This is a genomic window from Paraglaciecola sp., assembly GCF_030730205.1.
Taxonomy (GTDB): Bacteria; Pseudomonadota; Gammaproteobacteria; order Enterobacterales; family Alteromonadaceae; genus Paraglaciecola.
Genome location: NZ_JANQVQ010000030.1, coordinates 33003 through 48204 on the forward strand (window position 1 = coordinate 33003; position 15202 = coordinate 48204).

Sequence of the window (15202 nt, forward strand, 5' to 3'; positions counted from 1 at the left end):
CGTCGCGTAGCGCTAACTTTTTAGCTTTTAAAAAGTAAGCCTGATATCAGGCTTTCTTTTTATCCAAAGTAATCACTTCGGCACTGTCTTCAGCTAATACTTGCTCGGCTGTTGTGCCTTTCAGTAACTTAGCCAAGGCACCTGAGTTTTTAGCTAACATAATGCCTAACTCTTCAAGCACCGAACCTTCGATGGCAAGACCTTTAGCCTCGATGTACTCACTCAGGTTATCCGCCAAATCCAACATTTTGTCGTATTTGTCTGCTTCTTTTTTATCTGCTGTCACAAATTTCTCAACCCCTTTATGTTCTACAACATAGCGAATGATAATGGCCATTTCAGCTTCCTCTGGTTATACAGTAAATTGATTTACAAGACATTTATGCCTTTCATGCCGCGCGGCGTTCACTTGACACTGCACATTTGTTGGCTGCACTCACTCGCCCCAATCGGTAAGCGACGCTGCGCTTTGTAAACTACGCTCAGGGCTCATTTATTTGCCGTCGTGCAATGCCAATGAGCTTGAGCATAGGTTAACACAACAACTGTATATTAAAACAGTATTTATCATTTATTTTGCTCATAAAAAAACCAACATCGCTGTTGGCTTTTTTCATTGCTGATAGATGGTCAAGACTAGTGGCCTTCACTGACCTGATTAACCGTGTATCTTGGAATCTCAACTACTAAGTCTTCGTCTTTAATGATGGCTTGGCAACCAAGGCGCGAGTCTGACTCTAAGCCCCAAGCTTTATCAAGCATATCCTCTTCTAACTCATCACCTTCGTCTAAAGAATCAAAGCCCTCACGGACTAGTATGTGACAAGTGGTACACGCGCAGACTTTTTCGCACGCATGTTCGATCCCAATTCCATTCGACAAAGCCACATCAAGCACTGATACACCAGACTGTGCTTCAATTACTGCACCATCTGGACAAAGTTCTGGATGAGGTAAAAATATCACTTGAGGCATTACATTATTCCTGTTCTAAGATCTGTGTTATCTATTAATTCTTTATAGGGTGTCAACAGAGTGACCGGCAAACGCTTTACGTATTGAGTGATCCATTCTACGCTCAGCAAAGGCCTGACTGAGCTTATCAACTTGCTCAATAGCGTGTTTAATCGCCTCTTTATCATCACCCTGTGCCGTTTGATGCAAACTCGTCAAGCTATGCTCTAATACTGTGATTTCTTCAGCGCTTAACAAGGTTTGACCATCTACTTGCAGAGCAGCTCGTAAGGTTTCTTCGACCCGCGACGCTTCTACTTGCTGCTCTTTTAACATCCTCGCTGCCATGTCTTCTTTAGCGTGTTCCATTGACGCACTTAACATTTGCGTAATACTGTTTTCGTCTAAACCATAAGAGGGTTTTACTACGATCTGAGCTTGTACACCGGTAGATTTTTCCATGGCAGTAACATTTAACAAACCATCTGCATCCACTTGAAAGGTGACCCTAATGTGAGCCGCTCCCGCCGCCATAGGCGGAATACCCGTTAAGGTAAACTTAGCAAGTGAACGGCAATCCGCTACTAGCTCTCTTTCACCTTGCAGAACATGCACCATCATTGCCGTTTGGCCGTCTTTAAACGTGGTAAATTCCTGCGCTTTAGCCACCGGAATAGTGGTATTACGGTGAATGATCTTCTCAACTAGGCCACCCATGGTTTCAATACCCAGTGACAATGGTAAAACATCCAATAACAACATGTCGCTGTCGGGTTTATTGCCCACCAAAATGTCCGCTTGAATGGCCGCTCCGATGGCCACTACTTTATCAGGGTCAATAGAGGTCAAAGGACTTTGGCCGAAAAATTCTGCTACTTGTTGACGTACAAAAGGTACTCGAGTTGAGCCGCCCACCATCACAACAGCGAGGATTTGCTCTTTTTCAAGTTCGGCGTCGCGCAATGCACGGCGACTAGCACGCAGGGTATTTTTAACCAAAGGGGCAATAAGCGACTCAAAAGTGTTAATGCTGATCACCACTTTGTGCTCTAGTAGCTCATCATCAGTGAAAACTATGGTCACCGCAGATTCATGACTGAGTGTTTCTTTGGCAATTTTGGCTTGGTCTAGTAAGGTGCGATGTAAGGTTTTAGATAACTTGCCAGTTAATTCGGTTTTTTGGCGGATATGTTCGACTAACAACATATCAAAATCATCCCCACCTAAGGCTGAGTCACCGCCTGTGGCCAATACTTCAAATACGCCTTTATGCAAACGTAAAATAGAAATGTCGAAGGTTCCGCCGCCTAAGTCATAGACGGCGATCAGGCCCTCTTGCCCTGAATCTAATCCATAGGCAATGGCCGCCGCAGTTGGTTCGTTTAATAAACGCAGCACGTTTAAACCTGCTAAAGTGGCGGCATCTTTGGTGCCTTGGCGCTGGGCATCATCAAAATACGCGGGTACCGTAATAACTGCACCTGTCAGTTCATCACCGAGTGTTTTTTCAGCTCTTAATCGCAAGGTTTTTAAAATCTCGGCCGATACTTGGATCGGATTAACTTCACCGCTGCTAACTTGCATCAGCACCGACCCGCTTTCTTGCTGGTTAAAGGTGTAAGGCAGGTTGGGATAGGCTTGTTGAATATCGTTGAGGTCGCGTCCTAAGAAACGTTTAACTGAAACCACCGTGTTGGCCGGATCCAGATTTGCATTTTGCGCTGCGACTTTACCCACTACCACATTATCGCTTTGATAATGCACGACAGAAGGCAGCAGATGTTGCCCATCTTCGTCACTTAAGGTACTTGCTTCTGAGCTACGTACGCTGGCAACTAAAGAATTCGTGGTACCCAGATCGATACCCACAGCTAATTTACGTTGATGAGGAACGGCGCTCAGGCCTGGTTCAGATATTTGCAAAAATGCCATAATCTCGTTTCGTCTATTATTCGTTTAAACTAAAAATTAAAAGTCGTTCAGTTGTTCGTCTTTACGTTCAATTTCTTGACGCAATTTGTACATAAACTTTAATTTACGGATGATAATCGCCGCCCCCTGATTCGCTTGTTCACTGCCGACCAAAAGCTGCTCTTTAAGCGTCTTTAACTCATCAGCTATTATGCCTTTTATTTCATCATCAAGCTCAGCCAGTTTTTGCTCTGGTTGAGCATCATGCTCAATGTCTTCAAGCTGCTCACGCCATTCCATTTGCTGCATTAAAAATACATTATCTTGTAAGGTCGTTTGCTCATGTTGCAAATCGATTCCTCTGAGATTAAGCATATACTCTGCACGAGACAAAGGTGATTTTAAGGTTTGATAGCCGTCGTTCACTTGGGCATTTTTTTGTACCGATAACAAACGGTCACGATCACTGGCGGTGGCAAATTTGTCGGGATGAGTAAGCTGTTGCAACTTTTGATACGTGCTTGCTAACGCGCTTAGGTCGACATTGAAATTGACTTCGAGGTTAAACAGCTCAAAATAATTCATAGCGCTCGGTTTACCTTGCTTTTGACTGCTAAGTGGATGTTTAGCAAAGAAGAGTAAGGCAATACCCCTTAGGATATCGCCTTATTTAAACGTTAAAGCTTTCGCCACAACCACATTCGCCATTGGCATTCGGATTATTAAACTGAAATCCCTCGTTCAAGCCTTCTTTAGCAAAATCTAATTGAGTACCGTCTAGATAGACCAAACTCTTGCCATCGATAATGACTTTTAAGCCATTATCTTCGAAGACTGAATCATCTGGATTTAGCTCATCTACAAATTCAAGTACATAAGCCAAACCAGAACATCCAGTTGTTTTTACACCCAGCCGCAAACCGATGCCTGAGCCTCTATTTTTCAAGAAGCTTAATGCTCTGTTTGCCGCTGCTTCAGATACTTTAATACCCAAGGTATGGTCCTCTAACTCAATAACAGGTTTATTGATTATGTTTGCTTTTATAATCAGCCACTGCCGCTTTAATGGCATCTTCGGCCAATATAGAACAGTGAATTTTAACCGGAGGTAAAGCCAACTCGTGCGCAATATCAGTATTTTTAATCAAAACTGCTTCGTCTATAGACTTGCCTTTAACCCATTCGGTAACCAAAGAGCTTGATGCGATAGCTGAACCACAACCGTAGGTTTTGAACTTTGCGTCTTCGATGATGCCGTTGGCATCAATCTTTAATTGCAGTTTCATTACATCACCACACGCCGGTGCGCCTACCATGCCAGTGGCAATGCTAGGATCATTCTTGTCAAACCCACCAACGTTGCGTGGATTTTCGTAGTGGTCGATTACTTTTTCACTATAAGCCATGATATTTGCCTTCAATCGAGCTCGTTTGCTCGCTATTAACTAATTTAACGTTCTTTACTCTTAAACCGCTAGAGGTTGAATGTTTATGCCTACCACTTAATGGTGAGCCCACTCAACTGTGTTTAAGTCGATACCTTCTTTATACATGTCCCACAAAGGTGACATTTCACGCAATTTGTCTATGGCGTTACGGATAACACCAATCACATAGTCGATTTCAGCTTCAGTAGTAAAACGGCCCATAGTGAAGCGAATTGAGCTATGTGCTAATTCATCATTCAAGCCTAACGCGCGAAGCACATAAGAAGGCTCAAGGCTGGCTGAGGTACATGCTGAGCCAGAGGATACCGCCATATCTTTAAGAGCCATAATCAGCGATTCACCTTCCACGTAAGCAAAACTCACATTTAAGTTACCTGCGATACGATGCTCTAAATCACCGTTAATGTAGACAGCTTCGATATCTTTGATTCCGTCCCATAAACGATTGCGCAACATCATTAGCCGTTCGTTTTCAGCGCCCATTTCCAATTTAGCGATATGGAATGCTTCCCCCATACCCACAATTTGGTGAGTCGCCATGGTGCCTGAGCGCATACCACGCTCGTGTCCACCGCCGTGCATTTGTGCTTCTAAGCGTACTCGTGGTTTACGGCTAACATATAACGCGCCGATACCTTTAGGGCCATAGGTTTTGTGAGCTGAGAACGACATCAAATCAACTTTTAAATTCGCTAAATCAATTTGCACTTTCCCGGTGCTTTGCGCAGCATCAACATGGAATAAAATTTTACGTGGACGGCAAATTTCACCAATCGCAGCGATATCTTGAATCACACCTATTTCGTTATTAACGTGCATTACACTAATTAAAATAGTGTCAGGGCGAATCGCCGCAACTAGCTTATCTAAGTCAAGTAAACCATTTGGCTCAGGCGTTAAATAGGTCACTTCGTACCCTTCACGCTCAAGCTGACGACAGGTATCTAGTACCGCCTTATGTTCCGTTTTAACGGTGATGATATGCTTACCTTGTTTGGCATAAAAGTTTGCTGCGCCTTTTATAGCAAGGTTATTTGATTCTGTTGCGCCAGAGGTAAATACAATCTCGCGCGGATCCGCATTAACTAAATCAGCAATTTGATTACGGGCAATATCGACTGCCTCTTCTGCAACCCAACCAAAGCGATGAGACCGGCTCGCTGGATTACCAAAAACGCCATCACTGGTTAAACATTCGGCCATTTTGGCGGCAACTCTAGGGTCAACTGGAGTTGTTGATGAATAATCCAAATAAATGGGAAGCTTAATATCGCTCATTTTTTACTCCGCTTATAACTGCAAGTTTATGGAAATTTCGTTAGCAGCTAATTGATTAAAATGTTTATTTTTGTCCTGACGCTCCGCAATGATTTTTACATCTTGTTGCGCCATGAGTTCACCGAGAGTGATATTATTAAGAAACATGCTGATACGTTCGCTTAAGCCTTCCCATAAATTATGGGTTAAACAACGTACACCGCTCTGACAATCCGACATACCTTGGCAACGAGTTGCATCTACCGACTCATCAACCGCACGAATGACTTCGCCGATAGAAATAAGTGACGCTTCTCGCCCTAACTTATAACCACCACCGGGACCGCGAACACTCTCGACTAATTGTTCTTTACGTAATCTTGAAAACAATTGTTCAAGATAAGAGAGAGAAATTTCTTGGCGTTCTGATATGTCAGCTAAAGACACTGGGCCGCGCTGTGAATGTAGTGATACATCCAGCATTGCTGTAACCGCGTAACGACCTTTAGATGTTAATTTCATAAACAGTACTCGCTCAAAAAGTGGCTAAATTCTCACATAACCTACTAATTTAGTCAAGTATATACCCTAGTGTTTTAGTAGGGTATTTATTGTGCAATTAGATTTGTGGATCAAAAGACTCTTTCGCTTGTTGGCTATTCAGTTCCGCTTGCTGATTGGTAAATTCTTGTAATTCAAGGCTAGGCAATGATTTTCCGCACACCCCGCCACCCATTTTGTTAATCGCAGCGCACATTTCTTCCACTTTTACGTCAATCAGGTGAACGTGATCAACCATCAGGCCAATAGCATTTGCGATTGGATCCGGATTATCAGAGGCGACCGCGTAAGCATCAAAACCATACTTTTTAGCAATCTTTTCTCGATGTCCGTTCTTCGCTTTATCGGCATCTCGTTCGCCTTTTGACTTTTGTGTGACCACACGACCAGGAATACCTATTACCGTAGCGCCGTCAGGTACATCTCTGACAACCACTGAATTTGAACCTACTTTGGCGCCTTTGCCCATCGTAATAGGACCAAGTACTTTTGCGCCTGCGCCGACGACAACATTGTCCATCAGTGTAGGATGACGTTTACCCGCTGACCAACTTGTTCCGCCGAGGGTTACACCGTGATAAATCGTGACGTCGTCACCAATTTCAGCGGTTTCACCAATCACGACGCCCATACCGTGATCGATAAAAAAGCGACGACCCAAAGTAGCACCTGGATGGATTTCAACCCCTGTCAACCAACGAGAAAAGGTTGACACAGAGCGAGCTAACCATAACCAATGGGCTTTCCATAAACGGTGACTGATACGATGCAACCAAATGGCATGTAACCCCGGGTAGTTAAACAATACTTCCATTGTTGAACGGGCCGCTGGATCACGATGAAACACGCTTTGAATATCTTCTTTAATCCGTTCAAACATGGTTAGTCTTTCGCTTTTATACTTTTTTCAATGGAGGCCAATATTCCACGTAGAATATTGAATTCTTGTTCGTCAGGCCGAGCCCGATTAAATAGACGACGAAGCTTAGGCATTACCATACCCGGATGTTGCGGCTTTATAAAATTCGTTTTAAGTAGGGTTTGTTCCAAATGACTATAAAAAGCGTCCAAATCATCCACAAGAGGATAGGCCTCTACTGACTCTGGCTCACGAGTGCAGTTCAAAAAGGCCATACGCACCTCATAACACAAGGTTTGGACTGCAGCGGCCAAATTCAAAGAGCTGTAGTCAGGATTGGCAGGAATACACACATGAAAATGACACTGCTGTAATTCTTCGTTGCTCAAACCGTTATTTTCTCGCCCAAACACTAGTGCAACGGGGTATTGACTGACTTCTGCCACCAATTTTTCGCCACACTCTCGGGGCTCTAACATAGGCCACGATAAGGTGCGTGAACGGGCACTGGTACCAACCACTAAGCCACACCCTTCAATCGCCTCAGCGAGAGTTGATACTTGCCTCGCGCCAGCGAGCACATCACCCGCCCCTGCTGCAAGTGCACTCGCCTGACCATCTGGGGGAGATACAGGATCGACTAAAACAAGTTGACTCAAACCCATCGTTTTCATGGCGCGTGCCGTTGAGCCGATATTGCCAGTATGAGAGGTGTTAACTAATACGATGCGGATATTTTCTAACATGACATTACGCTATTGAAAAATGGGCGCGGATAATACCAATAAATCTAAGAGCTGAACAGTTTAGCGGCAAAGTCACTGCGTGCTTTTTAAAACACACCACACATTTTCGAAAAAAGAATGAAATACTATTTACTAGCAAATTCATTTACGCTTCACTTAACTGGCTAAATCGAGTGCTTCACCAATTTGTGATTGCGTAAATTTAAATAACTGGTAAACTGCGCGGCGATTTTTTGTCCAACCCTAGCGGGTAGACTTAAGCTAACGTTCTTTTACAATTGGTGGTTTATCTATGCATCCTATGCTCAATATTGCAGTGCGTGCTGCGCGCGTTGCCGGTACGATTATTTCTCGTGGTTTCGAGAATCAGTCTGATTTAATGATTCAAGCCAAAGGTGACAACGACTACGTCACACGAATTGACAAAGAAGCTGAACAAGCAATTATTAGCAAGATTAAACAATCCTACCCAGAACACAGCTTTGTGGGTGAAGAAGGCGGCATTGTCGCTGGAGACGAGGATTATAAATGGATTATCGATCCCTTAGATGGCACCACCAATTTTATCAAAGGCATTCCTCACTTTGCCATTTCTATTGCTTTAATGCACAAAGGTCGTTTAGACCAAGCCGTTGTATTTGACCCTATCCGCAGTGAATTATTTACCGCAAGTAAAGGCGCTGGCGCTCAGCTTAATGGTTTTCGTATCCGTGCCAGTAAATCTCGTGAATTAAGTCAAACCGTATTAGCAACTGCATTTCCTTTTAAAGATAAATCGTCTTTACCACAGTCTCTTGAGAGCTTTAGTAAGATCTTTATGGAATCAGGCGACGTCCGCCGTTGTGGCTCAGCCGCTTTAGATTTAGCTTATGTTGCCAGTGGTCGTTACGACGGTTACTGGGAGCGTGGTTTAAAACCTTGGGACATTGCAGCTGGTGAACTATTGGTTCGTGAAGCCGGTGGCTTAGTCACTGATTTTAGCGGCGGTAACGATCCAATGAAAAAAGGTGAAATCGTTGCTGGTGCGCCCAAAGTTGTGCAAGCCCTAGTAAAATACTTAAAATAGCCCAAGAGTTTAAGAGTAAGGCGAGCAGATGCTCGCCTTTTTTATGTCTGTTGTTTGCTAGTCGGTTTGCTGTTTCTTTAGCTGTTTAGCATGAAACTCATCGATGTTGATGATGGTTTCGGCGCCTTTTATGCTGACAAAGTCTTTGTCAGTAAATTGAGTACCACGCATTTGCACCAATAGCTGACCAAAACCATCGCCTTCTTCCAAGCGATTATAGAAATTAATCACATCCTTAAGCGTCACTTTTTCAAGGGCACTGATAAGTTGCGCTCGACTGTTGTAAGCGTAGTTTTGCTCTCGCCAGTCGCCAATATAACGACTCATTTCTTCGCTAAGATTTTTCGGTGGCTGGGTTAACGACACTAGCACACTGGTTTTAGTGGTTGCAAAGTCTTGCTCGCTAACCTCAGCTAACTGAGTTTTAAACCCTTGACGAAATTCACTGATCCGCGCATCGACTTCAGCTAAACCTTTGGCGGGAGACTGAATATAAAATGCAGTAAACATTTGATCTTTATTTGTTTGACTGAAAAAGCCAACGGCATAGGCGAGTTGCTCTTCCGTTCGTATTTGCTTAAATAGTGCAGGTTGAAGTAACTGTGAGAGAATTTGCGCTGTGGCACTATCATCCGCATTGCGTTCCGATAAATAGGCTCTGACTAAACCCACGTCGCTTAATTGGGTTTCTTCTTGCCAATTGAAAACCTGTCCCGCTTGCGGTTTAAATTTGGGGGATTCATAAAGGGGCGCGACGTTACGGTCAGAGGGCAGTTCATTTAGCACTAATTGTGACATCGCGTTAATTTGTTGTGCACTATAATTACCAAAAGCAAATACCCGCAAATTTGCTTGTTGAAGTAACTGGGCTTTTAACTCAGCAATGTCAAGTAACGTAATGTCATCAACCGCCGCTAACATGGTTTCATCACTGTATTCATCTAAGGCAAAAATTTGGCTAAATTTAGGGAACAGTTGATTTAATAAAATTCCTTTCTTTTTACTGTCTAATTCGGATTTAAATGCGGCTTTAAAATTAGCTAATTCATTTGTATTCATTTGATAATCAAGCACTTGTTTAATTGCCTGACTCAGCAAAAGTCCTTGCTTATCACTAAAGCCATTGGTGGTGATAGACAGTCCATTGAACAAACTTACACTGAGCCCCATGCCACCGCCAATGGCTTCGTTTTGTAGCTCAACAAGGGCTTGACTTAGGCCGCGATTCAGTAATTCAGCCATCACTTGATTACGTGCACTCGCTTTAGTAACGCCACTATTTAAGTCCAGGGTAACAAGCCCTTTGGGTTGCTCAAAGTAAGACGAATGACCTAAAAACGCGCTATAGCTGTCATCGCTTGCTACTTGCAAGGGTTTATCGGTATTAGTGCTTGCGACAATTGAGAAATCCTCTGGCATCAAACGATTTATTCTGGGTAGTTGGAGTGTTATGTCCTGCCCCATTGCCTGCCACTGCGCTACTTTTTCTGTAGAAATGTCATCGACCGAATATTGCCCTGCAAAATTTTCCATCGTGGTATCAGTGGGCTGAGACTTATCAATATAAAACACTCGGGCATTTTCTAGCGTTAACTGATTCAGTACTTGTTGAATAGCAACTGGGTCAAAACGTTGATATTCGTAATCGCTGCTTAACACATATTCTGTGGGTAATTTCTGCATATCAGCGGCTATTTGCATGGCATAGTTGTAATCATTGGTTTTTTCTTTAAAGCGAAAGCTGTTGTTTAAAGACTGCTTAATTTCGGCAAAATACTTCGCGTCGACACCTTTGGTTCTGAGCAAGTCAAGATATTGCAGCACGGCCGCCATCACGGTATCGCGCTGTTGCAGGCCCGTTTCGGTCAAATCAATATACAGATTAAAACTACCTGCATTGCCATATTCATTTGCATCATAACTCGTGTACAAGGCTTCACTTAGGCCTAAATCTCGCAGCGTAGACGCCAAAGTGCCAGGCATTTCGTTATTCAATAAATAGTTAACATAGCCATTGGGTTTGACTGCAAACTGCGCGGCATTGTTGTCCATTACAAAGCTAACTCGTAATTGTTTCATGTCGGTTTGCGGCACATAGTGCACAAACTTGTGTAAATTCTCTGCCTGAGCCACGGGCACGGTTACTTGAGGCTCTGGCGTGTTTTTATTAGGTATCAAGCCAAAGTAACGCGAGGCCAATTTCTGCATCTCTTCAAGGGGTAGCGGACTTATCAATACCGCCTTCATTAAGTTAGCCGAATAGTAGGTGTCGTATAGGTTAACCAAGGCATCTTGAAGTTTATGCTCGCCTTTATCAGCTAATGACTTTAGGTTGCCCCAGTTGAACTGATGAATAGGGTGAGCAGGATTAAGCGTCAGTCCGTCTAATTGCCCTAAAATGACCCAATCATTGGGGCTTTTCATGGACCATTCAGAATGCACCGCGTTACGCTCTTTATCCGCGTAATTTTCATCTAATGTAGCTTCATAGAAAAACCCACTGAAGCGTTTGAGGGCCTCGTCAAAGGCATCATTGTTTACCGCAACCATGTAGTTAGTGTGATCAAGTTGAGTGTAGGCGTTCTGAGTACCACCATTGCGGCTCACAAATTCACTGTAATCACCCACTTCAGGATAGGTTTTGGTACCAAGAAATAACATGTGTTCTAAGTAGTGGGCAAGTCCACCAAACTCTTTAGGCTCTTGAAACGAGCCCACTTTTACACTCAATGCCGCAGCAGATTTTTCAATACTTGGATCGGATACCAGTACCACTTCTAATTGATTGGGCAAAGTGAAAGATTGGTATTGCCGTGTATCATTAGGACTTTTAACAATGGCGGTTTGCGGGTCGGGTAGAGATGAAACTGAGCTTACTGCAGTTTGTTTCACATTGCTGCATGCAGTCATGACGACAGCGCTTAAAACAATAAGAATCAATGAAAACGCGGTGTTCCTTTTTAACATCGTGGGCATACCTTGAAATAACACTACAATCAAAATCGATGGAGAAATATAACTGACTTGTCACTCAAGGGTGTAAACATTCTTGTTAATAAATGTGTAAGTCTTTGTCTGCATTACCTAAATGAGCAAAAAAAAACCAGTTTCAACAGAAACTGGTTTTTTATCATCAATAGACAGAGCTACATGATAGCGTCTTGATCAGCGCCTTCTTTTTCAATCACTGTTGGCATTAAATCTTCACGGCTCACACCTAATTTTAAGGCCACTAAACTGGCGATATAAATAGACGAATAAGTACCAATGAAAATACCAAACAACAATGCAGTAGCAAAACCGTGAATGGTTGCGCCGCCCAAAAAGAACAAGGCAAATAACACAAGCAAGGTAGTACCTGAGGTAATAGTGGTACGGTTCAACGTTTGCGTTAAGGAGGTATTGATAATTTCGGTTGGCTCCATGTTACGGATTTTTCTGAAGTTTTCACGAATACGGTCGAATACCACAATAGTATCGTTGAGTGAGTAACCTATCACCGCGAGTACCGCGGCTAATACCGTTAAATCAAACTCCAAACCCAAGATAGAGAATAAACCTAAGGTAATGATAACGTCGTGGGCCAATGCAATGACAGAGCCCAAAGCAAAACGCCATTCAAAGCGCAGGGTGACATAAACTAAAATGCACAATAAACAAATCAACATCGCTAGGCCGCCCTGCTCGGTGAGTTCTTCACCGACACTCGCGCTGACATAAGAGCTACCACGCATTTCGGCAGTATCATCTGCTTGTTTCAAAATGGCGATGGCTTTGTCACCTAACTCAGAAGGTTTAATTCCTTCGCGAGATGCCAAACGAATAAGCACATCTTTACTTGAACCAAAGTTTTGCACTACTGCATCATTAAATTCAGAAGCGGCCAACTGCTCACGTATGGCATCTAAGTCTGCCGTGTCTTGATAGCCGATTTCGATTTGTGTACCACCCGTAAAATCCAAACCCCAATTAAGCTGATTAATAGCCAAGGTAGTGAACGAGCCAATAATCATTACCGTTGACAAAACCGCTGCCGGCAAAGACAACTTCATGAAGTTGACGGTGTATTTTCCACTAAAAATTTGCATGGTTTGACTCCTAAATCGACAACTTGGTCAGACGTTTACCGCCCCACCATGCATTAACGATAGTTCTTGTTACCACAATGGCAGTAAACATTGATGTAGCGATACCGATCATCAGGGTAATTGAGAAGCCCTTGATGGGCCCCGTTCCTACTGCGAATAAAATTAAACCCGCTAGGAAGGTAGTAATATTGGCATCAAGTATGGTTGAAAACGCACTGTCATACCCAAAATGGATGGCTTGCTGCGGACTGCGTCCCTCAGCAATTTCTTCTCGTATTCGTTCAAAGATAAGTACGTTAGCATCCACTGCCATCCCCACCGTTAAGACGATACCCGCCATCCCCGGTAACGTTAATGTGGCACCAGGGATCATCGACATAATACCGATCATCATCACCAAGTTTAAGGCAAGGGCGATGTTGGCAACAAAACCAAACTTTTTATAGTAGATAAGCATGAAAGCCAGAACTAATACAAAACCCGCAACGATAGCTTCTTTACCTAACTTGATGTTTTCTTTACCTAAACTTGGACCTACAGTGCGTTCTTCAATAATTTGAATTGGCGCAATAAGGGCCCCTGCACGCAGTAACAAAGCGAGGTTTTGGGCTTCTTTGGGAGAATCTAAGCCTGTGGTTTCAAATTGATTGCCAAACACACCATTGATTCTGGCTACACTGATAACGGTTCGTTTTGCTTCAAAAATTAATTTACCCGCTTCATCACGCTCACCAGTAGATTTATATTCAATGAACACAACGGCCATTGGTTTACCCACAGCGCGCTTAGTAAAGGCTAACATTTTAGCCCCACCTTTAGAGTCTAATTTGATTGATACCTTGGGCATACCATTTTGATCAACACCACTGGTGGCATCAATAATATGATTACCTTCAACAATAATGTTTTTCTTCAATAACTGTGGTACACCGTTTTCATCAGGTAATAACTCTGAACCAGGTGGCACACGTCCAGCAACGGCATCACTGATATCATGTTCAATATCAACTTCGCGATACTCAAGGGTGGCGGTGGCATTCAGGATCTCTTTTGCTTTAGCCGTATCTTGAATACCAGGCAGTTGCACTACGATACGATCGGGACCTTGCTTTTGCACCGTTGGCTCAGCAACACCTAACTGGTTTACCCGGTTACGGATAATAGTGATATTTTGTTTCACCGCATAATCACGCGTTTCAAGGAGTTTTTGCTCAGACATGGTAGCAAACAAAACCAGATCGGCTTTTTCAGTGAAAATAAAATCACGATTCCGTGCTTTTAAAAATGTTTCAGCCTGCTCCAAAGTATCTTGATCGCGAAAATAGATCTCTAAACCGTTTTCTACCTGCTTCACCGTGCGATAACGAATTTTCTCTTCGCGTAATGCGGTACGAAAATCATTATCTGAATCTTCAAGGGTTTTATCTAAGGCGCGTTTCATATCAACTTCCATTAGGAAGTGCACGCCACCACGTAGATCTAAGCCTAATTTTAAAGGCTCTCCGCCAAGTGAACTTAACCACTTTGGTGTATCCGGGGCTAAATTCATGGCCACAAAATACTCATCACCTAAGGCTTTTTCAAGCAACTCACGGGCAATTAATTGGGTATCAGCGTCGTTAACACGGATTAAAATTTGTTCATTTTCAAAAACGATACTTTTACTGTCGATATTGGCATTTTTTAGTTCTGCAGAGACTTTGTCTACCAATTGAGCATTAACTACTGCATTTCGCCCAGCTGAAATTTGTACCGCGTGGTCTTCACCGTAAAGATTGGGTGAAGCATATAAAGCACAGATGCTGACCACAAAGATCACCAAGATGTACTTCCACAATGGAGTTTGGTTTAACACAGGTTATTCCTTTCTTTATGCAAAATTGGCTAAGCTCAAAAATGAAATTTTTGAGCTTAAACAAAAGGCCATTAAATGGCCTTCATTGTACCTTTTGGCAATACTGCTGATACCGCTGACTTTTGAATAACGATGTTAGTTGAATCGTTTAAGCCAATTTCAATAAAGTCTTTGTCTTCAGATACCTTGGTGATTTTGCCCACCATGCCACCTTGGGTTAACACTTCATCGCCTTTGCTCAACGATGACACCAAATTTTTATGCTCTTTAACGCGTTTGGCTTGCGGGCGATACAACATAAAATAGAAAATCAAACCAAACACACCTAGCATGATCAACATTTCAAAACCACCACCAGCACCACCAGCGGGAGCACCTTGAGCGTAAGCGTCAGATATAAATAAACTCATTTTTTTTCCTTATTTTAGTAATGTTTACAATGTATTTTTCACAACAC

The 15202-nt window shown here is 43.0% G+C and carries 15 protein-coding genes; 1 reads left to right on the top strand and 14 read right to left on the bottom strand.

The window, feature by feature from the left end; genetic code table 11:
• Positions 1 to 46: 46 nt before the first annotated feature.
• The 10 genes from NWQ57_RS03355 to trmJ form a co-directional block, all read right to left on the bottom strand.
• Positions 47 to 337, bottom strand: coding sequence for a YebG family protein (locus NWQ57_RS03355; protein WP_306020633.1), 291 nt, complete (start codon positions 335 to 337; stop codon positions 47 to 49).
• A 299-nt stretch (positions 338 to 636) separates the two neighbouring features.
• Positions 637 to 975 (bottom strand): ISC system 2Fe-2S type ferredoxin, encoded by a 339-nt coding sequence (gene fdx / locus NWQ57_RS03360; RefSeq protein WP_306020635.1) that lies wholly within the window; start codon positions 973 to 975, stop codon positions 637 to 639.
• Between the two features lie 42 nt (positions 976 to 1017).
• On the bottom strand, positions 1018 to 2886 hold the full coding sequence (hscA, locus tag NWQ57_RS03365) for a Fe-S protein assembly chaperone HscA (protein WP_306020636.1): 1869 nt from the start codon (positions 2884 to 2886) through the stop codon (positions 1018 to 1020).
• 36 nt (positions 2887 to 2922) lie between these two features.
• Positions 2923 to 3450: a co-chaperone HscB gene (hscB, locus tag NWQ57_RS03370; RefSeq protein WP_306020638.1), complete on the bottom strand. Its 528-nt coding sequence runs from the start codon at positions 3448 to 3450 to the stop codon at positions 2923 to 2925.
• 85 nt (positions 3451 to 3535) lie between these two features.
• Entirely contained in the window at positions 3536 to 3859 is a 324-nt protein-coding gene (iscA, locus tag NWQ57_RS03375; protein WP_306020640.1) for an iron-sulfur cluster assembly protein IscA, read from the bottom strand.
• A gap of 28 nt (positions 3860 to 3887) precedes the next feature.
• Positions 3888 to 4271, bottom strand: a complete 384-nt coding sequence (iscU, locus tag NWQ57_RS03380; protein WP_306020641.1) for a Fe-S cluster assembly scaffold IscU — start codon at positions 4269 to 4271, stop codon at positions 3888 to 3890.
• Between the two features lie 96 nt (positions 4272 to 4367).
• Positions 4368 to 5591: an IscS subfamily cysteine desulfurase gene (locus NWQ57_RS03385; RefSeq protein ID WP_306020642.1), complete on the bottom strand. Its 1224-nt coding sequence runs from the start codon at positions 5589 to 5591 to the stop codon at positions 4368 to 4370.
• Between the two features lie 12 nt (positions 5592 to 5603).
• Positions 5604 to 6092, bottom strand: coding sequence for a Fe-S cluster assembly transcriptional regulator IscR (iscR, locus tag NWQ57_RS03390; protein ID WP_306020644.1), 489 nt, complete (start codon positions 6090 to 6092; stop codon positions 5604 to 5606).
• A 97-nt stretch (positions 6093 to 6189) separates the two neighbouring features.
• The gene (gene cysE / locus NWQ57_RS03395) at positions 6190 to 7011 is read right to left on the bottom strand and encodes a serine O-acetyltransferase (protein WP_306020645.1); all 822 of its coding nucleotides are present in this window, start codon (positions 7009 to 7011) and stop codon (positions 6190 to 6192) included.
• 2 nt (positions 7012 to 7013) lie between these two features.
• On the bottom strand, positions 7014 to 7736 hold the full coding sequence (gene trmJ, locus NWQ57_RS03400) for a tRNA (cytosine(32)/uridine(32)-2'-O)-methyltransferase TrmJ (RefSeq protein ID WP_306020646.1): 723 nt from the start codon (positions 7734 to 7736) through the stop codon (positions 7014 to 7016).
• A gap of 292 nt (positions 7737 to 8028) precedes the next feature.
• Here trmJ and suhB point away from each other — a divergent pair, with 292 nt between their 5' ends.
• Complete coding sequence (gene suhB / locus NWQ57_RS03405; RefSeq protein ID WP_306020647.1) at positions 8029 to 8802, top strand: inositol-1-monophosphatase; 774 nt, start codon at positions 8029 to 8031, stop codon at positions 8800 to 8802.
• 57 nt (positions 8803 to 8859) lie between these two features.
• On the opposite strand, the gene NWQ57_RS03410 is transcribed toward suhB, so the two are convergent.
• The 4 genes from NWQ57_RS03410 to yajC form a co-directional block, all read right to left on the bottom strand.
• Positions 8860 to 11769, bottom strand: coding sequence for an insulinase family protein (locus tag NWQ57_RS03410; RefSeq protein ID WP_306020648.1), 2910 nt, complete (start codon positions 11767 to 11769; stop codon positions 8860 to 8862).
• Between the two features lie 179 nt (positions 11770 to 11948).
• Positions 11949 to 12890 (bottom strand): protein translocase subunit SecF, encoded by a 942-nt coding sequence (gene secF, locus NWQ57_RS03415; protein WP_306020649.1) that lies wholly within the window; start codon positions 12888 to 12890, stop codon positions 11949 to 11951.
• A 10-nt stretch (positions 12891 to 12900) separates the two neighbouring features.
• Positions 12901 to 14745 (bottom strand): protein translocase subunit SecD, encoded by a 1845-nt coding sequence (gene secD / locus NWQ57_RS03420; RefSeq protein WP_306020650.1) that lies wholly within the window; start codon positions 14743 to 14745, stop codon positions 12901 to 12903.
• A 71-nt stretch (positions 14746 to 14816) separates the two neighbouring features.
• A complete protein-coding gene (gene yajC / locus NWQ57_RS03425) occupies positions 14817 to 15155 on the bottom strand; it encodes a preprotein translocase subunit YajC (RefSeq protein WP_306020651.1) in 339 nt (112 codons plus the stop codon).
• Positions 15156 to 15202: the final 47 nt, after the last annotated feature.

Bases quoted from the DNA above. Each gene is read 5' to 3' on its own strand.
- NWQ57_RS03355 (WP_306020633.1), bottom strand. From the start codon at position 337: ATGGCCATTATCATTCGCTATGTTGTAGAACATAAAGGGGTTGAGAAA.
- fdx (WP_306020635.1), bottom strand. From the start codon at position 975: ATGCCTCAAGTGATATTTTTACCTCATCCAGAACTTTGTCCAGATGGT.
- hscA (WP_306020636.1), bottom strand. From the start codon at position 2,886: ATGGCATTTTTGCAAATATCTGAACCAGGCCTGAGCGCCGTTCCTCAT.
- hscB (WP_306020638.1), bottom strand. From the start codon at position 3,450: ATGAATTATTTTGAGCTGTTTAACCTCGAAGTCAATTTCAATGTCGAC.
- iscU (WP_306020641.1), bottom strand. From the start codon at position 4,271: ATGGCTTATAGTGAAAAAGTAATCGACCACTACGAAAATCCACGCAAC.
- NWQ57_RS03385 (WP_306020642.1), bottom strand. From the start codon at position 5,591: ATGAGCGATATTAAGCTTCCCATTTATTTGGATTATTCATCAACAACT.
- iscR (WP_306020644.1), bottom strand. From the start codon at position 6,092: ATGAAATTAACATCTAAAGGTCGTTACGCGGTTACAGCAATGCTGGAT.
- cysE (WP_306020645.1), bottom strand. From the start codon at position 7,011: ATGTTTGAACGGATTAAAGAAGATATTCAAAGCGTGTTTCATCGTGAT.
- trmJ (WP_306020646.1), bottom strand. From the start codon at position 7,736: ATGTTAGAAAATATCCGCATCGTATTAGTTAACACCTCTCATACTGGC.
- suhB (WP_306020647.1), top strand. From the start codon at position 8,029: ATGCATCCTATGCTCAATATTGCAGTGCGTGCTGCGCGCGTTGCCGGT.
- NWQ57_RS03410 (WP_306020648.1), bottom strand. From the start codon at position 11,769: ATGTTAAAAAGGAACACCGCGTTTTCATTGATTCTTATTGTTTTAAGC.
- secF (WP_306020649.1), bottom strand. From the start codon at position 12,890: ATGCAAATTTTTAGTGGAAAATACACCGTCAACTTCATGAAGTTGTCT.
- yajC (WP_306020651.1), bottom strand. From the start codon at position 15,155: ATGAGTTTATTTATATCTGACGCTTACGCTCAAGGTGCTCCCGCTGGT.